Below are 22,358 nucleotides of genomic sequence, written 5' to 3'. Positions count from 1 at the left end.
TTTACAAACCCTAATCAATATAGTCAAAAAACCAATTGCACTAAAGCCATATAGACAATGGTTCCTCCTGCTATGGAGAGAAGCATATTTTTCTTCCAAAAGTGGAGCAGCGCAACTGCAGCTGCCCCAATCAATTCAGGGATGGCGTGACTTCCAGAAAATAAACTGACATCCTTAAAACAATAAATGACCAGAAGCCCAATTACCGCTGATGGCAGCACTCTGCCGAGAAACTGTACATATTTCGGTGTCGGTTTGCCCGACGGGAAAATCATAAATGGAAGAAAGCGTGTAAGCATAGTTCCAAGCACGACCATAGCAATGGTGATGATTTGCTGCGTCATCGTCATATGGAAACCTCAGCTTTCTCCAGTGGTTTTCTCAGAACAGTCAGTACCCCTAAAATGGCGAGCATAGCAGGAATAATAAATTGGTTTCCGCCAAAAATCATCAGGCTGGCTGCTGAAAGTCCAAGTCCTGTAAGAGCACTGTGATGCTTTTTCTCCTTCATCCACTGTTCTATGAAGATCACAATAAACAGGGCAGTCATCACAAAATCAAGGCCTTCAGTATTAAACTTCACATACGATCCAAAAATACCTCCAATCGCTGCTCCCGCGACCCAATATAAATGATTAAGCAGCGTCACAAAAAACATAAACCAGCCCTTGTCAACATTCGCTGGAATATCAGCTGTATAATTGATCGAAAAAGATTCATCACACATCCCATAAATCAGATAAAACTTTTTCTTTCCAGTTCCTCTGTACTTATCCAGCATGGAAATTCCGTAAAACAAATGCCGAGCATTGACCATTAACGTCAAAAAAAGAGCATTCATCGGGTTGAATGCGCCCAGTAAAAAATTCGCTGCAACAAACTCCATAGATCCTGCAAATATCATAACACTCATGATGATCGGATAGAATGCGCTAAACCCTAAAGAATGCATAAAGATTCCATAAGCAATTCCCAAAAATAAAAATCCGGCCAAAATCGGAATCGTATATTGGAAGGCCCAGCGAAATGCATACCATATTCGACTTCTTTTTGTCATTTGATTCACACCCTGAATAAAATTTTTTCTTAATGTAACACAGAAAATCCATACAAAAAACCAGATAATTGTATGGATTACAATTATCTTTTATATAATAAGAATGTAACTAATTAAGAGTTTTCACATGAAAGAGTTGATTGTACGGAAATTAGACATAGAGGTGAATCATGCCAGTAAACTCATTCGACAATTATCCAATGTCTTGGAAACCTGAAAAGAAGGCATTGAAGCGTCCGTTTTATGAATCCATCGCAGCCCTGCTTGAAGAGTATATAAAAAAAGGATTTTTGGCACCCGGCACAAAGCTGCCGCCGCAGCGAGAATTGGCTGACTTTCTTGACTTAAACTTCACCACAATTACCCGAGCCTATAAAGTGTGTGAGGTGAAAGGGCTGATTTATGCGGTCACCGGAAAAGGAACCTTTGTTTCTCCCAGTGCCGCTCGTTCAATTACCATTTCTAAAGATAAAATCACCAACTGTATCGATTTTGGTTTAATCGCCTCTTTTGAAGTAACCAATCAAATTGTAACTGAAGCGATACAACAGGTTGCGAGTAAACATTATTTAGATCGGTTACTCAATTACAACGATCCAACCGGCATTCCGCATCAAAAAACAGCAGGACTAAACTGGATGAAATCGTTCGGCATTCAAACTGACCAAGAGCATATCTCCATTGTTTCCGGAGCCCAAAATGCGCTGGCTGTTTCATTGATCGCGCTGTTTGAGCCGGGGAATCGAATTGCGACTGACTTATACACGTATTCCAACTTCATTGAGCTGGCAAAAATGCACCACATTCAGCTAGTGCCGATTCTTGGAGATGAGTTTGGCATGCTGCCGGACGAGCTTGATAAGCAGTGTACACAACTCAATATTCATGGCATTTTTCTGATGCCCTCTTGCTGTAATCCAACTACTGTCATGATGTCGAATGCTAGAAAGAAAGAAATCGCGTCAGTCATCCGCAAGCACCGTTTACTGCTGATTGAAGACGATATTCATGCGTTTATGACCGCAGGCTTGATCTCTGATTACGAGGAGCCCATGTTCAACTCGCTTCCCGAGCAAAGCGTATATATTTGCGGCACCTCTAAGTCAATCTGTTCAGGATTAAGAGTGGCCTATATGGTCTATGGGGATACATTACGCGAGAAAATTCTTCAGGCGATTTTCAATATAAATGTAAAAACGTCTTCTTTCGATGCAGAGGTAATCACAGAACTCATCATATCAGGAAAAGCACATGACATTGTTTCCCGAAAAAAACAGCTTGCCCAATCGGCAAATGATATATATTCGGAGTATTTTTCTGAAAAAGAACCGAATGGACACCCTCTCAGCTTTTATCGCTGGCTTTCTATCAAAGATCACCATGATGGGTTACAGATAGAAACAGACCTGAAGAAGCACGGAATCCGAGTTTTTCATTCCGATCGTTTTCTCAGTGGTTCGACAACGCCTAATAAGTACCTGCGAATAGCGCTTTCTTCCACTAAATCTTTAGATGAGTTAAAAATAGGTTTAGAGAGATTGAAAAATTATCTCCATTAACGTAAGCAGAAAAAAACAAATAAAATTCATCTGATTTGTTTTATTTAAAATAGATCCTCAATCATGCAAATTCATATCGTGAGTTTCAAATAAAAAAACCAGTGCAGCAACATTCCTGCACTGGTTTCTCCCTGTTTTTTAAAAATTTCACGAGACTATGAGAGATACTCGGTATAAAATCCCCCATTGTACAAACTGCCATGAACTGGATTACTGATGCAAACATGGTTGCCACTGTCTGAAACGCAGGAAGAATGAATTCCAACGCCGGTCCAAAAATGGTTGGCTCTAAACGAAGTAACACTGAAGAAAGTATCCGTTATGAACTACGTAAAATGAAATCACTGACTAATAATTTTTCCTTATACTCATTACCATGTTATAATAATAAACTAGGGTGAAGATTACATTACAATCTTCAGTCAGAACAATGATTGACGTAAACGGAGATTTATACCCTAACACATTAGACGCTTGTTTTACGTTAATGGACACTTTGGTCACAAAACACATCTTGTTCAAACAAAAAAATACCAAGGGGCTGCAACCCTTGGTATCATTGATGCGGCCGAGAGGACTTGAACCACCACGGGTTATTCACCCACTAGGCCCTCAAAATAGTAAATATATCATTGGTTATGAAAACTTGTTTTCATTACACTCTTTATATTTATTTGCCATCATTTCTATACGTTTACATCAATTATGGTTAAAAAATGGTGAGCCAAAACAATGAATGACCTTGCATTTTTTCATCTATATTGATTAAGGATTCCAATTTCTCCCTTATAAATAAAAGTTTCACCTTCTTCCTCAATTCTAATCAAATCAAACTCATTAAGAAGATACTTTATCACCAACTTTAAATAATAATGGAATAAGTGCTAATAAAATAATTCCTACAACCAACGTAGATACTATTAACTCCTTCCATACAATCAAATTCTTTAAAAACATATGATAAATAACTAATGAGTTTACTGGAATGTTTAGCAATAAGCCTGTAAGAAGTCCAGGTGCATACTTTTTCATTAAAATAGTTGCCATAAGATGTGGAAAAATAGCGTTAATAACCATAGAACCTAGAAAGCCAATGAAAATCCATTTTGCAATATCTGATTCTGGCATATATAAAAAACCAAATGCAGATAAATAAGCCAACATAGTTATAACAATGACAGCAAAATGAAATTCACTTGAGGTTACTGGCTTTTGAAACTTTGAAGGTTGTTGTGACCACTTAGGTAACCAAATAGCTTCCTCAATATTATGCAGTGTAATAGCAAAACAAAAAAATACTACGAAATAAACCATCTATCATTTCCTCCTTGGTGCCACGTCACTTAAAGGAATCAACCAATATGGTTTGGCAACATTATACTACATATGAGGGTGATCTGATTGGTGTTAAAAGACAGAAGAAGCTGCCTAAGTAGTTGCTTCTTTTTTATATGTGCAATAACGTGTTGTTGGTGCCACGTATATTAGAGTAGCCAAAATAAAGAGATTAGAAAAAATACCAAGGGTCGTCAAAACCCTGGTATCATTGATTCGGTCGTGAGTTCACATGTTAGACCTTCAAGCATTTCTTTAGGTAAAGAGGGATGTACTATGCCTAGGCTGCACTTTTGCTTTAGGGTCCATGTAGGCTTTAGCGTTGTTAACTGCTGTAGGTCCTTCTCCAAAACCAGCTATAATGAGTTTGACTTTTCCCTCATACGTACAAATATCTCCTGCTGCATAAATACCTGGAATATTCGTTTCTTGCTTTGAATTCACCACAATAGCATTCTTCTCCACCTCAAGATTCCACGTTTTAATAGGACCTAAAGAAGAAATAAATCCATAATTGACAATAACATCATCGACTTCAATGGTTTCTTGTGTTCCTTCTTTGGTATGTTCGACTACCATTTGAGTAATGGTTTCATCTCCAATGATTTCAGTTGGGACATAGGGAGTTTTCACTTCGACTGAAGAGTTCATTAATTGTTCAATACTATGTTCATGTGCGCGAAATTTATCTCGACGATGAACCAGGGTCACTTTTTCAGCAACCGACTCTAACATGAGGGCCCAATCCACAGCTGAGTCTCCTCCTCCAAAGAGGACGACTCTCTTTCCTGCAAATTGGTCCATATCTTCAACAAAATAATGAAGATTAGTTAACTCAAATGTCTCAGCCTTATTTAGCTCTAATTTTCGTGGTTGAAACGCGCCATTCCCAGCTGTAATAATAATCGTTTTCGTATAATGAATACCACGATTCGTTTGTAGTTTAAAGATTCCATCTGCTTTTTTTTCGACTTGATCAACAGCTTCTTCTAAACAAATAGTGGGGTGAAATGGCTCCATTTGTTTTTTTAGATTGTTAATTAAATCTTGTGCCCGCACTTTTGGAAAACCAGCCACATCATAAATATATTTTTCCGGGTACAGGGCTGTTAATTGTCCACCTAATTTGGGGAGGCTTTCAATGATTTTCACCTTGGCTTGTCTCATTCCTCCGTAGAATGCTGTAAATAAGCCAACAGGTCCTCCACCAATAACGGTAATATCATAGATGTCTTTTTCTTGTATCATGTTTCTTTCACCTCTACCTCCATTATTTATATGTTCTCTCCATTGATCACGTAAGTTTATTTCTTACCTTTAATCTCTAGGAAGGGGGTATTGACTATTTTAATGGAATCGGTTGGACATCCTTCCCACGCAACCTCTTCTACTTTCTACTTTAATTTTTTGAAGCATCCGGTTCTTTTAAGGAATCATCTTAAACGGCATACTACCTTTTGATCCTCTTCATGCCTTGGTATTCGAAGAAGGCATGGAAAGTAATGAATGTAAGGCCTTCTCATCAACGGCCAATGAAAAGGAAGGAATCAGCTCATCTATTCTTGCTTGTATTTGTTGTTTGTCTACGTTTCCTAATTCAGCTAACAGTTGTTTTTCCTCTAGAGATCCATCCCCCGTCAATAACATGGTCAGTGTACGTGCATTAATAATGGCACTTGGGGGAAGGACTAATGAATTCATCATAAAATACTGTTGGAACATAGAAGGATTGTTCTCCTCGTTCGCCAATTTAACAGCCCTTTTCACATACAAATTGAAATACTTCTGAGCAAAGGATACACCTTTTAAGGGCTCAGCTCCCACATGTTCAACGCCGTTCCAACGTAAATCTGCAACTGAACTTAGCCACCATGCCGGTTCAATCGCTTCTTGCATGCGTTGCAGCACGTGTCGTTCAAAGTGGGGTTGAGGAGTTTGACGTTCTTCATGCAAACAAATGTCTAGCATTTCAGCTTCAATCGCAGCTACTGTCATTCCTTGTCCATGGATGGGATCAAAACTACAAAATGCATCGCCGACTACGAGTAACCCAGCTGGCCAATTCTCCATTTGTTCAAAGTGTTGACGAACCGATTCGGGTGCACGATAGCCTCGTGGAGCACTAATTGGTTCTAGCTCTTTAACTACTTCCGCAAGCATTGGAGTAGCAACTGCCAGCAGTTCTTTTTCGTATCCTTCTGGGTTTGTTGATGGATAGTGTGCACCCCCTGCACTATATAATAATGATTGAGCCATGTTATCTTCGATATATCCCAGCATTCCCGCACCAATCCCTTTTTCCGGTTGCGCTTCTGAAAAAACCACACCGCCCCACTTCTCTCTGACCTGTGGGGAAACTCGATAATAGCGCGTACTATAGCCAAAGAATACCTTTAGACGTTCGGGTTGTGGCACTTCAAGTCCCATAGATTCAAGCCATTTTATTAGTTTGGAAGAGCGTCCACTTGTATCCACTACTAAATCAGCAGCCACTGTTCGTTCTTGTTTTGGTTTACTTCGTTCTTTTATATGAACACCTATTACTTGGCTTTGATCAGCCGATGTTTGAAGACCTATAACTTCTTGTTTAGAAAGAAAACGTACATTTGAGATCTTTTGTACACGCTGGCGAAACGTCCACTCTAATAGTGCTCGACTGCTTGACACATTTTTTTCAGGAGAAGCCATTTGCAGACTTCCGTACGATGTGAATAGTCTTATTTTTTCATTTTGTGTAGAAGGAGCACCTTGATCCAATAAAGCATCAATATAGCCAGGAAAGAAATGTTCCATAATCATACTTCCGCGCGGCAGGATGCGATGAGGATGAAAAGCTTGAGGCGTACCTGAGCGATTAGACGATTCCTTTGGTAGCTCATCTCTTTCTACAATTATGACTTCTTCATAATGATCAGAAAGGACACGAGCCGTGAGCAAACCTGCGATGCCTCCACCAATCACAATAGCTTTTTCTTTTTTGGGTTGACGAGATGTTAACGATTTTTTCATTTTTACAATCTCCTTTTCTATCTTCCGATTGGAAGCGTAATCACAAGAGTAAGAATACGTAGTCAATGTAGGTTTGTTATCAATAAGATTTTTCTAACACACATCTTTTTTTAGACATGTGTATATTTTATTTACTCTTGTATTTTATATACTAGGTTGTATAATTAATTTCATCAATAAACAATATAATAGAACTGTCGATTAACGATACAGAAACGAGGTAATGTATATGGAAAAAGAAAAAAAAGAAGACTTACGAGTCAAAAGAACACGTAAGCTTCTTTCACAAGCTTTGCTTTCTTTATTAGACCACCATTCGTTTAATTCTATTTCTGTAAAAGAAGTTTGTGAGGAAGCAATGGTTCATCGTGCTACATTTTATACGCATTTTAATGACAAGTATGATTTACTGGCTTATTCTTTAAAGAATATTGCGGAGGAGTTTCTTTTGGGGGAAAGTAACCTTGAAGAGGCTCATTTAAAGTTATTTAATGGTGTGATTAAATATAAACGATTATTCTCTCAGCTATTTCTAAAAGAAATGGATTCATTGAGATATGTCATAAGAAAAGAAATGATTAATGTTATGAAGCAAGAGAAATTGCGCGACGGTAAAACACCATCTATTTCTACCTCTTCTGAAATTAGAATAGCCGCAATTGCCGGAGCTACTCTAGGCGCTTTAAATTGGTGGATTGAAAACGGGATGACACTTAGTGGTGAGGAAGTTTATAACGAAATCAAAAGGGTATTAAACTGGGGCATGTTGAAGAGATGCATAATGAAATAATTGGTGAAGAATAATAATTAATTTTAATGTTTGAAAAACTATTCTTAAAATCGTGGAGATAGGCTGATGTATATTGCCTATCTCTTTCCCATGACATGAATTTGGTGCCATGTCATGAACTCCTAAAGGAGATTTAATAACTCCAACAACAAAAAAAGATACCAATATGTTTTGGTATCTTCATTTAAATCGAGTCCCTCAACCTAGTAAAGACATATCATAGGTTACAAAAGCTTTTATTCTAAGCATCTATTTATTTTATTTACATCTATTTTCATCATTTCTCATGAATTCTGGGCACAAATTGGGCACCTATTAGAGACCAAGGAACTCTAACATTTCATCAAGAAATATGTACTCATTGCCCTGCTGTAATTAATTTTAAGCCCTCGCTCTATGCCCCCCTGCATCAGTATTCGATGTAACTTTGAAATAAAGTTTGATTAAAATCTATCACAAACCCTTATTTTCACAACACATAATTTGTTTCAGCTTCCCTCGCGAATACCGGATCAATGCTCAGCTTTAAGATAGTCAACCAATTTCTCCGCACTGTTCTTAACATCTTCTTTTGAAAGGTGAAGTGTCCCATATTGTGTAAACGCAGGAAGAAAACGCATTCCTATATAGTTTGCAGTGACTTGAAACGGTCTGATAAGCTCGCTGATCGTGATATTATATTCTCCGCCTGCTTGATAATCAGATTCCTGTGCGCCTAAGGAGATCGCTAAGAGTAGTTCTTTTCCATGCAATTTAGTTCCTCCAGTTCCAAAAGCCCAGCCATGTGTTAACACATCATCTTCCCATTGTTTGAGTAACGCGGGACTGCTGTACCAATACATTGGGAACTGAAAAACGATACGCTCATGATCTAACAGGAGCTGCTGCTCTTTTTCTACATCAATGATAAAATTAGGGTATTCACCGTACAGGTCATGAACCGTCATGTCATTCTCTTGCTTTAAACGATTCATCCAGGTTTTGTTGACAACAGACGTTTCCAAATTAGGGTGTATAACGATAACTAATGTTTTCATTTGACTGATTATCCTTTCTTCGCCGAACGATAATGAATTGATTCTAATTTTAAAATAGCAACTTTAAAAAAGATTAAGCGTTTTTAGTACCCTTATGCCCCTACCCTATCTGCAGCCACTTTGACTTCTGTACTATGATTACTTTGCAAATAAGTTATTGAAAACACACTACTTAAAATGACTGCTGCCAATAGAATCCGGCTGATCTTCATCAATTCTCCCCTTTTTTAATTTTTCGTCTTGCTTCAATACTCATACGATAATATTCATTAGAGAGCATTAAATTTCCTTGTTCATGAAAATAATCAGCGACTTCAATCGAAAAATTTTCAACATTTCTCGAAGTTAGATAAGAAAATGCATTCTTTATTAATCGAGTCTCACCATCAGAAAAAAATAGTCCCTCTAATATTTTAATTTCGCCCAGTATTCCTTATCATCACTTTTATCTGCAATTAATCGCCCTTTCCTAAAGTATATTAAAGCAACATCATAATTTTGTTGTTTTGCTTCAACGTAGGTTAAAGTGAATAGAGTCTTTGTTAGGAAACAACGTTTTGATTTTTCTGAAATTTCTAACACTAAAATTGAATGTTGTGAAGAATTCTTTCAATTCATCCTAACAAATCCCAATATTCATGTGTGACATTGCAATTAAATGCTCTATGTTACTTACCTTGGCAATTTCCAAAGAGTTTAAAAATTGTTCCAAGGCTCTTTCATATTCTAAAGAATCGATCAGGGTTTCCTGCTACAATAAATTTACAACGCACAGTCTGGACAGCATACTCTCTAAATATTTTGAGTGATTAAAAAAGTAAAAATAGTATTCCAACATGGCATAAGCATTATGGAGATCTTCCATTTCCTTAGATTTCATATAACTCAGCATTATCTCGTGTCTAAATTCTAATAGCTGATAATTTAACAAGGCATCTTGGTTTTCTTCCATGTTTAGCAATTCTTTCTCTACTTTTGCAACTTGGAGTTTGAGGTATTAGTCACTACTAATAAATGGCTAAAATGTTTATCCGGTATCTAATGTTGATGACTTACTCAAATAAGTTGGCAGTAGATCATTTAAAATTAAGCACAAAAAATACCAAGGATCTACAACCCTTGGTATCATTGATGCGGCCGAGAGGACTTGAACCTCCACGGGTTATTCACCCACTAGGCCCTCAACCTAGCGCGTCTGCCATTCCGCCACGACCGCGTGATCATTAAATTGTTTGTGCTGGTTTATTAGGCTCTTAACCTAGTAAAACCCATTTGCGTGCACTTTGTAAATAAAGTGCGGGTGAAGGGACTCGAACCCCCACGTCGTAAGACACTAGATCCTAAGTCTAGCGCGTCTGCCAATTCCGCCACACCCGCAAAAAGACAAATGGTGAGCCATGAAGGACTCGAACCTTCGACCCTCTGATTAAAAGTCAGATGCTCTACCAACTGAGCTAATGGCTCTTGCTATTCAATTTCAAAAATAAAAATGGCTGGGCTAGCTGGATTCGAACCAACGCATGACGGAGTCAAAGTCCGTTGCCTTACCGCTTGGCTATAGCCCAACGAAAATGGAATGACCCGTACGGGATTCGAACCCGTGTTACCGCCGTGAAAGGGCGGTGTCTTAACCGCTTGACCAACGGGCCGATGGTTGAGAACTTATATCGAATTCTTATGGCGGAGAAGGAGGGATTTGAACCCTCGCGCCGCTTACGCGACCTACACCCTTAGCAGGGGCGCCTCTTCAGCCACTTGAGTACTTCTCCAATATGGCTCCACAGGCAGGATTCGAACCTGCGACCGATCGGTTAACAGCCGATAGCTCTACCACTGAGCTACTGTGGAATAATGAGACAAGACTTATTATATCAGCCTTGATTTTCAGCGTCAAGAGGTAAATGTTTTTATTTATCTCTCGTGACGACTTTTATAATGTAACATAGGCTTGCCATATTCGTCAACCTTTTTCACGAAAAAATTCTTTTTATTTTTCCGCGGCATTTTCCGCACCTGTATCTGTCAGGGTTCATGGCACGCTTCTTTATATACTGTTGGCCGCAGGCCGTGCAGATATACGTATAAGTTTTTTTGGCTTCTGTTTTTTTCTTAAGGGGTGTACAGAACCTCGGCGCGTTAACCTGCTGCAGCAGCACTCGAAAATCTCTGTCTCTGTGCTTGTACCCTTTTCCTTCAAGGTGAAGATGATAATGGCAAAGCTCGTGCTTGATGATGCCGATCAGTTCCTCTCTGCCGTGTTCAATCAAATATTTTCTGTTCAGTTCAATGTTATGGGAGGTTAACAGGTACCTTCCGCCCGTGGTTTTAAGCCTGTCATTAAAAAGCGCCTGATGGCGGAACGGCTTTTTAAAATACGTTTCAGAAATATTCTCTGTCAGTTTTTGAAGCTCTTTGTTATCCATGGTGCACCTCACTTAAAAAACATTGAACGGGACAATTCACCGTTCGCATACAATATGGTAATCACTGTCCCTCTTATGATAAAAGCTGAGGAGGAATGAGCCCATGCCAAATTGGCTTAAAAAACAGATGCAAAAAGCATTCCTTGAAAAAGATAATTACCAAATTAAACTGCTGAATCAATGCTGGTATTTCTATAGAAAAAAACACTGCTCGTAAGCAGTGCCTTTATTTTACCATAGACAGCGATACTCTGCCTTTTTGTACATCTACGCCATCAACCCAAACCGTCACAATATCGCCGACGGATACGACATCAAGGGGATGCTTGACGAATTGATTGCTGAGTTTTGAGATATGCACAAGTCCGTCTTGTTTGACTCCGATATCAACAAACGCTCCGAAGTCCACTACGTTGCGCACGGTGCCCTGCAGTTCCATTCCCTCTTTCAAATCTTCTAGCTGAAGGACGTCTGTTTTCAGTAAAGGTTTAGGCACCTCATCACGCGGATCGCGTTCCGGCCTTGTCAGCTGTTCACAAATATCTTTCAAAGTGATTTCGCCGATTCCCAGCTCTTTTGCCGTTTCAGAAAGCGCCAGCTGATTGATTTTATCCTTCAATTCCGCCGTGCCGATTTGTTCTGTTGAAAGGCCGAGCTTTTTCAATAGTGCTTTTGTTTCTTTATAGCTTTCCGGGTGGATGCCTGTTCTGTCCAAAGGCTCTGTCCCTTCCTGCACTCTTAAGAAACCGATGCATTGCTCATAGGTTTTCGCACCGAGTCTCGGGATGTCCTTCAGTTCTTTTCGATTTGAAAACTTTCCGATTTCCTCGCGTTTTTTGACAACGTTGCCTGCGACAGACTTTGATAATCCAGCTACATATTGAAGCAGCGCGGCGGATGCTGTGTTGACGTTTACGCCTACTTGGTTCACGACGGTTTCGACAACAAACCGCAGAGATTCATTTAAGCGTTTTTGGCTGACGTCATGCTGGTACTGCCCGACACCCACAGATTTCGGATCAATTTTCACGAGTTCAGCGAGCGGGTCTTGAAGTCTTCTCGCAATAGATACGGCACTGCGCTCTTCAACCTGAAGCTCAGGGAATTCTTCTCTGGCAAGCTCAGAAGCCGAATATACACTTGCTCCCGCTTCATTGACGATCACATAATAAATTTTGCGCGGCATGTCCTTCAGTACATTGACGATGAATTGCTCTGTTTCTCTGGATGCCGTGCCGTTTCCGATCGCCACCATCTCGACTTGATGCTGCTCAAGAATCTTTTTCACTTTTTCATGGGCTTCTTTTGTTTTGTTGACTGGCGCATGCGGATAGATGACATCAATCTCCAAAACTTTTCCGGTTTCATCTGACACAGCGAGCTTACAGCCTGTTCGGAAGGCTGGGTCAACACCGAGAACGGTTTTGCCTTTCATCGGCGGCTGAAGCAGAAGCTTTCTCAAGTTTTCAGAGAAAATATGAATCGCTTGTTCATCCGCTTTTTCTGACAGCTCTTTTCTGATTTCACGCTCGATTGCCGGCTGAATCAGCCTTTTATAGCTGTCTTCAATGGTCTCCTGCAAAATTTCTTTTACAGACGTTGAGCGGTTTTTGATGATTTGCTTTTCTAAATACGCCTTAATGTGATCCGCTGGCGGTTCGATAGACACCTTTAAAATGTCTTCTTTTTCGCCGCGGTTCATCGCCAGCACCCTGTGCGGTACGACTTTTGCGATTGGCTCTTCATACTCATAATACATTTCATACACATTTTTCTCATCGGTGTCTGCCGACTTTCCGGCTGCAGACTTAATGGTTCCTTTTTTGAAGGTTTCCTGGCGAATCCACTTTCTGAAATTCGGTTCGTCTGAGATTTGTTCCGCAATAATGTGCTTGGCGCCTTCAATCGCTTCTTCCCGTGTGAACACTTCTTTTTCTTCGCTGATGTATTGGTCTGCGGTTGCTGCCAGACGGTTATCTTGCGGGAGTGTCAGAATATAGTCGGCAAGCGGCTCGAGGCCTTTGCTTTTCGCGACTGTCGCCTTTGTTTTGCGTTTTTGTTTATACGGGCGGTAAAGGTCTTCCACTTCCTGAAGCTTCACCGATTGCTCAATTTTTCGTTTTAAATCATCTGTTAGTTTATCCTGCTCTGCAATGAGCCTGATGACTTCTTCTTTTCGCTGATTCAGGTTTTGTATGTATTGCCAGCGTTCAGAAATCGTCTGAATCTGAACCTCATCCATTGAACCCGTCTGCTCTTTTCGGTACCGGGCGATAAATGGGACTGTGTTGCCGTCCTCCAGCAGGCGGATGACACTTTCAACATGTTTTTGTGACAAACCTATTTCTTTCGCAATTTGCTGTTTTAAAAGGGCTGACGTTTCCATGTAACCAAAGCCTCCAATATTGTCGTTCTTTCTCTAGTGTATCAAAAACCGAAAAAAACTCATAAAAAAAGACAGCTGGTGCTGCCGGTTTCTTTGCTCCAATCAAAAAAGAAGCCGGCGTTTCGGCTTCTTTTTTCTGATCTCTTAGGACAGCTGTCCAAGAATATAGGTCAGATCATCTTTTCTCGATGTCGTATACATTTTCAGCGAATTCGATATGTCTTCTACCGATTGGCCTTTTTTCAAATGGGAGCGGATATCGGGTACGTTGAGTCCATCTGTATGTATGATGAACTTTGAACCCTTTTCATAAGTGGCGGTGTGCGTTTTGTATTTTTGCGGCTTGCCTGATAAATAGCCTGAAATCGGCAGAGGATAAAAGCTTTCACCAGACGGGGAATGCAGAATAAATCGTACGTTTCCGACAGAGCAGTACGTAAACTGCCGTTGTTCAAAATTGATTTTCAGGATAGACGCTGTAGCGCCTCTTTTGTTTTTCATCGCCTGATTACAGCGTTCGATAATGCTTTCTACGTCTTCATTCGCATAGTTTTCCACTAAGTCTTTAATGGCTGCAGAAGATTCGTTGGCAAGCGACCCGCTTCCAAGTCCGTCAGCTACCGCACAAACTAGCTCCTTATCATCAGCTTTCATAAAAAAGCTGTCGCCGCAAATCGATTTTCCTTCTTTATTCAGTTGGTATACAAGAGTTTGAATATGCTCGTTTTCTTCAACCTGGATCATTACATTAACTCCATCGAGGGATCTTCAATCAAGGCCTCTCTGAGCTTCTTCACAGCTTTGCGCTGCAGACGCGAGACGTGCATTTGAGATATACCGAGAATGTCCCCAGTTTCTTTTTGGCTTTTGTTTTGGATATACGTAAGGTCTATGATTTGTTTTTCACGGTCTGAAAGGACATGAAGCACGCTTTGCAGCATCATTTGCTGGTTAACCCGCTCATATCCGTCCTCCTGTGATCCGACGATATCAAGAATCGTAACGGTGCTTCCATCCGCATCCGCTTCAATACTGTGGTCAACGGATAGGGCCTGATAGCTTTTGCCCATTTCCATCGTCTCAAGAACCTCTTCTTCTGAAACATCGAGGAATTCGGCAATCTCTTCTACTTTCGGCGACCTTTGTGTTTCAGTCGTCAGCTGATCAACCGCCATTTTGATTCTTGGGCCCAGTTCTTTTATCCGTCTCGGCACATGAACGCTCCACGTTTTATCTCTGAGGAAACGTTTAATTTCACCGATGATTGTCGGAATCGCAAAAGCTTCAAACGATTTGCCGACGACGGGATCGTATCGCTTAATCGCGCCGAGCAGCCCGATCATGCCGACCTGGCGGAGGTCCTCGTGAAAGCTTTTGCCTTTTGAATATTTTTTCGCAAGCATATCAACCAGGTTTGTATACACCCGCACAAGCGTTTCCTGCGCCTGTTCATCTTGATTTGTTTGGTAATCGCTTATGAGCCGATCGACTTCATCTTTAGTTAGTTTCGTAGTTTTTGATGGTTGTGTCATGATCAACTCGCTCCCCATTTAAATACTTTGTCATCGCTACGGTGACGCCGGAGTGGTTTTGCACTCTGACTTCATCCATGAGCGTTTCCATTAAATATAGACCGAGCCCTCCTTCTGATAATTGATCAACTGTGTGCGAAGGTGTGTACGGCCCTAGATCCTGCTGCTTTTGATCGAAATCAAAGCTGTCTCCTTCATCCGCCACAATGACCTCTAACCGGTCTTCGAACACACCGAATCGTATTGACACTTCCCCATTTTTATCTTCTTTGTAAGCGTGCTGAACCGCATTTGTACACGCTTCACTAACTGCGATTTTCAGATCTTCAATTTCATCGTACGTATAGCCCATTCTGCTCGCGACGCCTGACAGCGTCAGCCTTATAATTCCTACATATTCAGGCTGGGCCGGCACTTTCATTTCGATGTAATCAGCGTTATTCTTCATTGCACTCCACCTTCTGACTTTGCAGAAATATCAATGATGTCCTTCAGGCCTGTAATGTCAAACAGACGGATCAGCCTGTCAGAAAGATTTTCAAGCTTCAGCGAACCGCCTTGTTTTTTAACCGTTTTAAAGATGCCTACAAAAACGCCGAGTCCGGTACTGTCCATGTAGCTGACATCTTTCAGGCAAATTCTTAAATCAGCGCCTTTTTCTGCCAGAGGAACGAGCTTCTCTCTGAGCACCGGAGCTGAATACACATCGATTTCTCCTGCAATGTTTACTTGTATATCATTCTCGTTTTGCTTCACATCAACATTTATATTCATTCGTATCACCTCAAATTATCCTTCAAATCACTAATTGTCTTATACCCCCGGCTGGCTGATGTTAAACCTTTCTTCGCAAAACAATTAACGTAAAATCATCATGAAGCTGAAAGTCCTGCAATTTGAGGAGGCTGTCATAAATATTTTTGACCATTTCCTGCGCTGAGGAACACATATGTTCCTCAATGAGCTTCTGCAAATCAGGACGCTCCAAGAAACCGTTTTCCGTTCTGCATTCTGTGACGCCGTCAGAAAATAAAACAATCATATCGCCCGTTTCGAGATGCTGATCGAATTGTTTGTAGTCATAATCTTGCGAGATGCCGAGAACGAGTCCTTTGGCCTCTAAATCGTAAAACGTGTTGTCTTTTTGAGAATAATAGAATCCCGGTTCATGTCCCGCTGAAGCATATGTAAATTGATGATTGACCATATTGTAATTTGCATAAAACATGGTAATAAACATACTGGCATCAACGTTTTGTTCAACAACCCGGTTTAAGTTTTTCAGCACCTGTGAAGGGTGTATGCCCGTTTCCGGCAAAGAGTCCATCGCGTATTTAATCATGGACATGCAAAGAGCCGCCGGAATGCCTTTTCCGATCACATCCGCGATCGCGATATTAATGGATTCCTTGTCTTTGACAAAGTGGTAGTAATCACCGCTCATCTGCTTAGCAGGCACACTGATGGCGCCGATATCCAGCGCTTCTTCCTGCGGAATCTTTGTCCCGAGCAGCGTCTGCTGGACATTTGCCGCGATTTCAATTTCTGATTTGATTTCCTGCTGTATCCCCCTGAGGGTTTGATGCTCCTGATAAGCCATTCCATATCCAATCATGACTTCTATTAAAAAATCCAGCGAATGAAAAACATCTTCCGGGAGACTCGGATACAGCTCCTTCAGCACTTTTCGGTGAATGCTGATGATTTCTTCCGGAGGAATTTGATGCTCGATTGTTTTTCGGCTGAATTTTTGGGCTTGATATAAAGATGTTTCTGTTAATTCGGCTATATATCGGCTAAGCAGCTGATGATATCGCTGCTCAATAACCTCCCTAAAATCCACTTTCTTACCTCCTACCGAAGCCATTTAATGGCTTGTATCTCTGTTCCTTCCCCCGCTACGGAATTTAAACTGAATTCATCCATCAGCCTTTTCACGCCGGGAAGTCCCGCTCCGAGTCCGCCAGACGTTGAAAATCCGTCTTCCATGACTTTGCGGATATCGGGAATTCCCGGTCCTTGGTCTTCCGCTATGATTTTCAGGCCCTTTTTTCCTCTGTCAGAGACCTGTTCAATTCCAATCTGGCCTTTACCGGCATATAAATAAATGTTCCTGGCTAATTCTGAAATAGCCGTTGTAATTCTAGCCTGGTCTACAGTGCCGAAACCCAGTTCTTTTGCAACGTTTCGCCCCAGCTGTCTGGCGGCCACAATATCCCATTCTGTCATGATTTTTACACAGGATTGGTCGTTCATTCGCTATTCCCCCAATTCCCGCTTCAATGTCTCAAGGCCTTGCTCTAAGTCGAGCGCAGTTTCGATTTCCTCAAGTGCGATTCCGAGTTCAATCAGTGTCACTGCTACAGCAGGCTGAATTCCCGTCAAGACCACTTTTGCGCCCATTAGTTTAGACATCGTGATCACGTCGCCCAGCACTTTAGCGATAAAGGAATCAATCATGTCCACAGATGTCAGGTCAATGACAACCCCGTTAGCGCCTGTTTCGTATATTTTATTTAATAAGTCTTCTTGAAAGGTTAATGCGGTTTGGTCATCAAGTTCCCATTGAATGGACACTAATAAGCAATTATACAGTTTCAAGATCGGGATTTTCGGATGTCTCAAAATGTTATTCCCCCAATGAAACAATTTTTCGATCTGTCATTTCCAAAGCCGTTTGAATTCCTTTTTGCAGGGTATTCTTAGTTATAACTTGGGATAAATCAATGCCGAGGTTGACGATGGTCTGAGCAATTTCCGGACGGATTCCGGCCAGCAGGCATTTTGCTCCGACAAGCCTTACCGCTTCAGACGCTTGAATAATATGATGGGCAACCATCGTATCGACGACCGGCACGCCCGTAATATCGATCAAAACGACTTGGGACCGGTGTTTGACGACGCCATTAAGCAGATTTTCCATAATTCGTTTTGCGCGTTCGGTATCAATTGTTCCGACCAGCGGCATCACGGTGATATTTTCAAACACCGGGATGAGCGGCGCAGATAGCTCCTGCAGAGCGATTTTTTGCAGGGTTACTGTTTTTTCCCATGAGATTGAATATTGGTTAAAGATTTCTGTATTAATCGGGCTGAAAAAGCGGTCAATCTGCCAGATTAGTTCCGTACTCTCTTGATCTGGCAATCTCTTACCGTTCATTTTCGTGTAGAGACGCTTCCAGAATTCAGCTAGCGCCGTAGCCAGAAACTTCAAAGAAAGTCCGATTTGGACGGCTTTTAGCGCCAGTTCGCTGATTTGGTCCTGAGCAGCGGTGTCATCCTTAACAGATAAAAGAAGAATGTCGATATATTCTTTAGATATATTTTCATACACTTGGTCAGTCAGCTGATATGATTCTTGCTCGCTTAATTCTTTTAGTGTGTCAGTCCACAGTTGGAGCAGTTCATTTTGATTCTCGGCAATGAACTGGTATACAGTCTGATTCGACATCAAATTCGCTTACCTCCCCGATAAAAAGCAACATATTTTTTCGTTATTTCATTATTATATCGTTAATGTTTTTTGAAAACAAAAAAAGTTGCTCTATTTGAGCAACCTGCACATATGTCTAAAAATCAATGAGTGCCAAACTGATTTGTAAGGCTTCATCAACCTTATCCATCATTTCATCATCCAGATGAGTAATCTTATCCGTTAACCTTTGCTTGTCAATCGTCCGAATTTGCTCCAGCAAAATAACGGAATCTCTTTCAAAACCGTAGCGTTTTGCATCGATTTCGACGTGGGTTGGTAATTTCGCTTTCTGTATTTGTGCTGTTATGGCTGCAACAATAGCAGTTGGGCTGAAGCGATTTCCGATGTCATTTTGGATCACTAAAACCGGGCGCACCCCGCCTTGCTCTGAGCCAACAACAGGAGATAAATCAGCAAAATAAACATCGCCGCGTTTCACAATCAAATGATTATCCTCCGCTGACTAAGCGCTCAACTGTCGTTTCAGCCTCGCACTCCGCAAAGTGAGCTTCAGAAGAAATATTCAAGTTGATTTTCGCCATTTCCATATAGCCGCGTCTCATCAAATCACGGTTGTGACGAGTTGTTCGTTCGCTGACATACGCTCTCACTGCTTGTGATATCAGTTCGTTTCTGCTTCGTTTCTCCCGCATCGCTACACCATCCAATTCAGCTACTAGGTTTTCGGGCAAGCTGATTTTCATTTCGGTTCTTGCGCTGGATTCAGACAAAAAACATACACCTCCACCAAACTTACGGATACGACTCTTTTATCCATCCAGTGATAATGATACCATTATTCACTCTTCAAGCAAAGCTGTTTTATGAATTCTCCATTGAGATGAGCTATTTGCTTGCATTTTCCTGCAATAAAGGATTTCTTACTTCCATTATACTCCCATTTTCCAAAAACATACGGGGAACACGGGAACTTATTGTACAAGACACCTCGTAGTTGATGGTACCGAGCCTGCCTGCAATCTCATCCATGGAAATATATTCATCGCCCTGCCGGCCTATTAATGTAACTTTTGTGCCTGGCGGATATTCCTGATCCAGCTCCACCATAAATTGGTCCATACAGATGCGGCCGGCGATTTTCAGCCGTTTTCCCTTCACAAGAATCTCGGTTCCTTTCAATGTTCGAAGCCAGCCATCCGCATAGCCGACAGGCACCGTCCCGATCCATGTGTCTTTTTCAGCTGTGTATTCCGCTCCGTAGCTGACGCTCTCGCCTTTTTTGATCAATTTAACATGAGACAGTGTCGAATGCAGGGTAAATGCCGGACGCAGCTGAAACGGTATCTCGTCCGCAATCTCGGCTGACGGACGGAGGCCGTACATGCCGATGCCGAATCTCACCGCGTTGAAAAAGCCTTTTTTCAAACGAAGACCGGCAGCGCTGTTTGCGCAATGCACCATCATTTTCTTTAGCGGCAGCGGAGCAATCAGTTCTTTAAAGCGCTCAAACTGCATGAAGAAATAGCCTCTTTCTTTTTCATCCGCTGTCGCAAAGTGGGTAAATACCCCTTTGCACTTTAATCGGGGGTTGCGATCAAGAATCGCCAGCACGTTCTGAACTTCTTCTTCCGTTTTTACGCCAAGCCTGTTCATGCCCGAATCGACCTTCAAATGAAACTGAAGAGAACCTTCTTTCGTGTGGCGGGCTGCTTCCTGAAGCCATTCAACAGAATAGCCTGTTAATGTCACGTCATATTCCGCCGCGATTGAAGCATACTGCGGGGGAACCGCACCGAGCACCAATATTGGCGCCTTCAATCCCTTCTTGCGCAGGGAAATTGCTTCATCCAGAATAGCCACCGCCAAGCATGAAGCACCTGCGTCAAGAGCCGCCTGTGCTGTTTCTGCGTCGCCATGCCCATAGGCGTTTGCTTTTACAACTGCCATCAGGTGGACATGTTCGCCGATGTGTTTTTTCATATTGCCGACATTTTCTTTTATCGCGGACAAGTCGATTTCCGCCCACGTATCTCTGTAAAAAGGTATTGTGCTCATCATGACACTTCCTAGCTTTTATTCAATATCATTTACATATCATACTAAAATTAAAGCCCAAAGTGAAACGATGCCTAACGAAAAAAAGGCCAAACCTTGTTCGGCCTTTGGCGGTTATTTAGATGATTGTCCCTGCATGCTTTTCGCGACTGTCACCATTTCGTCTTTAGAAAGATCTTTAGATGAGAGAAGGTAATCTACACCGTCATATGTCCATGATAATGATGAATCTGACAGGGCGCCGATGGTGTAGCCGAGATTTACCGGTTCGCCGTTCAGCGTAACTGAGGAGGATGCCTTGGCGATCTGGGCTTTTTCTTGAATTAAGGTGAATGATTTTTCTCCACCGTAGGTCATGATGATGCGCTTTCCGTCTTCAGTAGAAATATCTTTTTCTTCAAGCAGCTTTACGCCAAGCGGCAATTCAAGCGGCGTTTTGACCGCGAATGTATCGGAAGGCTTCGCGCTTGTGGCGACATCCATTTGGGAAAGGGTCATATTTTTCTTTTCGTCAAAGGATTCTTTGTCGAATTGTTTATTAAATTCGAAGCTGCTGAATTCCACTTTCACCATGACTTTTCGGTCTGTATCCATCACTTTGACAGATAACGGGCTCATATCTTTTTTGTTAAATGTGATTTCTTGCGTCGGCAGCATTTTGTTGTGCTGATAGTTTGTTTTTGTTTCAAATACGTATTTCTTTTCTTTCGCAGTGAAAACTGCATCCGAATCGTTTTGAACATCCTTTACGAGCGATTCAAACAGGTAGACCTGGCTGCTGTTGTTTGGCCAGTCGCTTTGGAACCTGAAGCTCTTATTTAAAGACGGCGTGAGAACAAATACTCCGTTTTCGTTTCTTAAAATGACTTGGTTTTGGTCCTTTTTCGGATTTTCTAAATAAACCCTGTACAGAGACGGCTTTTTGTGCCAGATTTCCACATTGTATACTTGAGGCTCACTCCCTGTCTCGATGGTCATTTTCGCTTTTGCTTTGTACGAGGTATATTCTTTCGCCTTTTCATCTAATCCGGTCACAATATCTTGCTGCGTTTTTTGCCCGCAGGCAGAAAGAATAAGGACAGCAAGCAGTCCCGTTAAAAGCAAAACAAAGCTTTTTCTCACCTTTTTCAACCCCTTTTTCTCAATTGATGTAAAAGGAAGAAATCGCTTGTTTGACTTTAACGGTACGCTCGGTACACGTTAAGCAGAACGGATGCGTACCATAAAAGCCTCAAACAACTTGTCTCCCTTAATGCACTATCAAATATATGAGTGGGGTTTCCCTAATATGCAGACTAGCTTGACAACCTTTCAATCACAACCTGCGCTGCCGCGTATTCCTTTGTATGGGTGATTGATACGTGAACGGCGGCCTGGCTCAGCTTCACGCAAATAATATAAGGCTTGCCATTCTGGTCTTTCTTAATTTCAATGTCCTGAAAACTGAGCTGTTTTCCTATACCGGTGCCGAACGCTTTCGAGAAAGCTTCTTTTGCCGCAAACCTTCCCGCGAGAAATTCAATTTTTCTTTTCTCTGAAAGCTCATGGTATTGGTCAAGCTCACTTCGCGTCAAAATCCGCTCAGCAAACCTTTTCTGGCGGCCGGCCATAGAAGCGATCCGTTTAAGCTCGGTAATGTCTAGTCCAATGCCGTAAATCATGTGTGATAACCTCCTTTGCGTACGTACTATTTAAATGGTTTGTCTCATAAACGTGTTACTATAGAAATACCAAAATGA

Annotated in this window: 25 protein-coding genes, 7 tRNA genes and 1 pseudogene; 3 read left to right on the top strand and 30 right to left on the bottom strand. The window is 41.4% G+C overall.

Features of this window, described 5'->3' with window-relative positions; all coding sequences use genetic code 11:
- Window positions 1-23: 23 nt before the first annotated feature.
- Both EFK13_RS02940 and azlC read right to left on the bottom strand, forming a co-directional pair.
- A complete protein-coding gene (locus EFK13_RS02940; protein ID WP_129506623.1) occupies window positions 24-350 on the bottom strand; it encodes a branched-chain amino acid transporter permease in 327 nt (108 codons plus the stop codon).
- Window positions 347-1,057 (bottom strand): azaleucine resistance protein AzlC, encoded by a 711-nt coding sequence (gene azlC, locus EFK13_RS02935; RefSeq protein WP_129506624.1) that lies wholly within the window; start codon window positions 1,055-1,057, stop codon window positions 347-349. The genes EFK13_RS02940 and azlC overlap by 4 nt, the downstream gene beginning before the upstream one ends.
- A gap of 170 nt (window positions 1,058-1,227) precedes the next feature.
- Between azlC and EFK13_RS02930 the strand changes: the two genes are divergently transcribed.
- Window positions 1,228-2,616: an aminotransferase-like domain-containing protein gene (locus tag EFK13_RS02930; RefSeq protein ID WP_129506625.1), complete on the top strand. Its 1,389-nt coding sequence runs from the start codon at window positions 1,228-1,230 to the stop codon at window positions 2,614-2,616.
- Window positions 2,617-3,453: 837 nt separating this feature from the next.
- On the opposite strand, the gene EFK13_RS02925 is transcribed toward EFK13_RS02930, so the two are convergent.
- From EFK13_RS02925 to EFK13_RS02915, 3 genes are all read right to left on the bottom strand, one after another.
- Window positions 3,454-3,930: an HXXEE domain-containing protein gene (locus EFK13_RS02925; RefSeq protein WP_129506626.1), complete on the bottom strand. Its 477-nt coding sequence runs from the start codon at window positions 3,928-3,930 to the stop codon at window positions 3,454-3,456.
- Between the two features lie 276 nt (window positions 3,931-4,206).
- Window positions 4,207-5,199, bottom strand: coding sequence for an NAD(P)/FAD-dependent oxidoreductase (locus EFK13_RS02920; protein WP_129506627.1), 993 nt, complete (start codon window positions 5,197-5,199; stop codon window positions 4,207-4,209).
- A 219-nt stretch (window positions 5,200-5,418) separates the two neighbouring features.
- On the bottom strand, window positions 5,419-6,960 hold the full coding sequence (locus EFK13_RS02915) for an NAD(P)/FAD-dependent oxidoreductase (protein WP_129506628.1): 1,542 nt from the start codon (window positions 6,958-6,960) through the stop codon (window positions 5,419-5,421).
- 229 nt (window positions 6,961-7,189) lie between these two features.
- On the opposite strand from EFK13_RS02915, the gene EFK13_RS02910 reads away from it, so the two are divergent.
- Window positions 7,190-7,750 (top strand): TetR/AcrR family transcriptional regulator, encoded by a 561-nt coding sequence (locus tag EFK13_RS02910; RefSeq protein WP_204571669.1) that lies wholly within the window; start codon window positions 7,190-7,192, stop codon window positions 7,748-7,750.
- 512 nt (window positions 7,751-8,262) lie between these two features.
- Here the strand turns inward: EFK13_RS02910 and EFK13_RS02905 are convergent.
- The 11 genes and pseudogenes from EFK13_RS02905 to EFK13_RS02855 all read right to left on the bottom strand — a co-directional run bounded on the left by EFK13_RS02905 (window position 8,263) and on the right by EFK13_RS02855 (window position 11,210).
- A complete protein-coding gene (locus tag EFK13_RS02905; protein WP_129506630.1) occupies window positions 8,263-8,787 on the bottom strand; it encodes an NAD(P)H-dependent oxidoreductase in 525 nt (174 codons plus the stop codon).
- A gap of 92 nt (window positions 8,788-8,879) precedes the next feature.
- Window positions 8,880-8,999 carry a phosphatase gene (locus EFK13_RS02900; protein WP_082248664.1) on the bottom strand — a complete coding sequence of 40 codons (120 nt, stop codon included), beginning with the start codon at window positions 8,997-8,999 and terminating at the stop codon, window positions 8,880-8,882.
- Window positions 8,956-9,763, bottom strand: a pseudogene (locus tag EFK13_RS02895) (response regulator aspartate phosphatase); the annotation flags it as partial. The pseudogene EFK13_RS02895 and the gene EFK13_RS02900, both read right to left, overlap by 44 nt.
- Before the next feature lie 156 nt (window positions 9,764-9,919).
- Window positions 9,920-10,003: transfer RNA gene (locus EFK13_RS02890), tRNA-Leu, on the bottom strand.
- 79 nt (window positions 10,004-10,082) lie between these two features.
- Window positions 10,083-10,164, bottom strand: a tRNA-Leu gene (locus EFK13_RS02885).
- Window positions 10,165-10,175: 11 nt separating this feature from the next.
- Window positions 10,176-10,251 (bottom strand) — tRNA-Lys (locus EFK13_RS02880).
- A gap of 26 nt (window positions 10,252-10,277) precedes the next feature.
- Window positions 10,278-10,352 (bottom strand) — tRNA-Gln (locus EFK13_RS02875).
- 12 nt (window positions 10,353-10,364) lie between these two features.
- Window positions 10,365-10,436, bottom strand: a tRNA-Glu gene (locus EFK13_RS02870).
- A gap of 29 nt (window positions 10,437-10,465) precedes the next feature.
- A tRNA-Ser gene (locus EFK13_RS02865) sits at window positions 10,466-10,556 on the bottom strand.
- Window positions 10,557-10,560: 4 nt separating this feature from the next.
- Window positions 10,561-10,635: transfer RNA gene (locus EFK13_RS02860), tRNA-Asn, on the bottom strand.
- Window positions 10,636-10,757: 122 nt separating this feature from the next.
- Window positions 10,758-11,210, bottom strand: coding sequence for a SprT family protein (locus tag EFK13_RS02855; protein WP_129506631.1), 453 nt, complete (start codon window positions 11,208-11,210; stop codon window positions 10,758-10,760).
- Window positions 11,211-11,313: 103 nt separating this feature from the next.
- Between EFK13_RS02855 and cmpA the strand changes: the two genes are divergently transcribed.
- On the top strand, window positions 11,314-11,427 hold the full coding sequence (gene cmpA, locus EFK13_RS02850; RefSeq protein WP_003225207.1) for a cortex morphogenetic protein CmpA: 114 nt from the start codon (window positions 11,314-11,316) through the stop codon (window positions 11,425-11,427).
- Window positions 11,428-11,436: 9 nt separating this feature from the next.
- Here cmpA and EFK13_RS02845 read toward each other — a convergent pair whose 3' ends face one another.
- The 14 genes from EFK13_RS02845 to acpS all read right to left on the bottom strand — a co-directional run bounded on the left by EFK13_RS02845 (window position 11,437) and on the right by acpS (window position 22,280).
- On the bottom strand, window positions 11,437-13,596 hold the full coding sequence (locus EFK13_RS02845; protein WP_129506632.1) for a Tex family protein: 2,160 nt from the start codon (window positions 13,594-13,596) through the stop codon (window positions 11,437-11,439).
- Window positions 13,597-13,740: 144 nt separating this feature from the next.
- Window positions 13,741-14,340: a phosphoserine phosphatase RsbX gene (rsbX, locus tag EFK13_RS02840; RefSeq protein WP_129506633.1), complete on the bottom strand. Its 600-nt coding sequence runs from the start codon at window positions 14,338-14,340 to the stop codon at window positions 13,741-13,743.
- Window positions 14,340-15,128 (bottom strand): RNA polymerase sigma factor SigB, encoded by a 789-nt coding sequence (gene sigB, locus EFK13_RS02835; RefSeq protein WP_003225200.1) that lies wholly within the window; start codon window positions 15,126-15,128, stop codon window positions 14,340-14,342. The genes rsbX and sigB overlap by 1 nt, the downstream gene beginning before the upstream one ends.
- On the bottom strand, window positions 15,094-15,576 hold the full coding sequence (gene rsbW / locus EFK13_RS02830; protein ID WP_003234299.1) for an anti-sigma B factor RsbW: 483 nt from the start codon (window positions 15,574-15,576) through the stop codon (window positions 15,094-15,096). The genes sigB and rsbW overlap by 35 nt, the downstream gene beginning before the upstream one ends.
- Window positions 15,573-15,902: an anti-sigma factor antagonist RsbV gene (rsbV, locus tag EFK13_RS02825; RefSeq protein ID WP_129506634.1), complete on the bottom strand. Its 330-nt coding sequence runs from the start codon at window positions 15,900-15,902 to the stop codon at window positions 15,573-15,575. The genes rsbW and rsbV overlap by 4 nt, the downstream gene beginning before the upstream one ends.
- A gap of 61 nt (window positions 15,903-15,963) precedes the next feature.
- Complete coding sequence (gene rsbU / locus EFK13_RS02820; protein ID WP_129506635.1) at window positions 15,964-16,971, bottom strand: phosphoserine phosphatase RsbU; 1,008 nt, start codon at window positions 16,969-16,971, stop codon at window positions 15,964-15,966.
- An 11-nt stretch (window positions 16,972-16,982) separates the two neighbouring features.
- Entirely contained in the window at window positions 16,983-17,384 is a 402-nt protein-coding gene (rsbT, locus tag EFK13_RS02815) for a serine/threonine-protein kinase RsbT (protein ID WP_014112733.1), read from the bottom strand.
- A 3-nt stretch (window positions 17,385-17,387) separates the two neighbouring features.
- Complete coding sequence (gene rsbS, locus EFK13_RS02810) at window positions 17,388-17,753, bottom strand: RsbT antagonist protein RsbS (RefSeq protein WP_003225190.1); 366 nt, start codon at window positions 17,751-17,753, stop codon at window positions 17,388-17,390.
- Window positions 17,754-17,757: 4 nt separating this feature from the next.
- Complete coding sequence (gene rsbRA, locus EFK13_RS02805; protein ID WP_129506636.1) at window positions 17,758-18,582, bottom strand: RsbT co-antagonist protein RsbRA; 825 nt, start codon at window positions 18,580-18,582, stop codon at window positions 17,758-17,760.
- 115 nt (window positions 18,583-18,697) lie between these two features.
- Window positions 18,698-19,048 (bottom strand): type II toxin-antitoxin system endoribonuclease NdoA, encoded by a 351-nt coding sequence (gene ndoA, locus EFK13_RS02800; protein WP_003156187.1) that lies wholly within the window; start codon window positions 19,046-19,048, stop codon window positions 18,698-18,700.
- A gap of 4 nt (window positions 19,049-19,052) precedes the next feature.
- The gene (gene endB, locus EFK13_RS02795; RefSeq protein WP_003225183.1) at window positions 19,053-19,334 is read right to left on the bottom strand and encodes a type II toxin-antitoxin system antitoxin EndoAI; all 282 of its coding nucleotides are present in this window, start codon (window positions 19,332-19,334) and stop codon (window positions 19,053-19,055) included.
- Between the two features lie 115 nt (window positions 19,335-19,449).
- Window positions 19,450-20,619 (bottom strand): alanine racemase, encoded by a 1,170-nt coding sequence (gene alr / locus EFK13_RS02790; RefSeq protein ID WP_129506738.1) that lies wholly within the window; start codon window positions 20,617-20,619, stop codon window positions 19,450-19,452.
- A gap of 114 nt (window positions 20,620-20,733) precedes the next feature.
- Window positions 20,734-21,750: a LolA family protein gene (locus EFK13_RS02785; protein WP_129506637.1), complete on the bottom strand. Its 1,017-nt coding sequence runs from the start codon at window positions 21,748-21,750 to the stop codon at window positions 20,734-20,736.
- Between the two features lie 164 nt (window positions 21,751-21,914).
- On the bottom strand, window positions 21,915-22,280 hold the full coding sequence (gene acpS / locus EFK13_RS02780) for a holo-ACP synthase (RefSeq protein WP_129506638.1): 366 nt from the start codon (window positions 22,278-22,280) through the stop codon (window positions 21,915-21,917).
- Between the last annotated feature and the right edge of the window lie 78 nt (window positions 22,281-22,358).

The organism is Bacillus cabrialesii (assembly GCF_004124315.2).
Taxonomy (GTDB): domain Bacteria; phylum Bacillota; class Bacilli; order Bacillales; family Bacillaceae; genus Bacillus; species Bacillus cabrialesii.
This window is presented reverse-complemented; position numbering and strand designations above follow the sequence as displayed.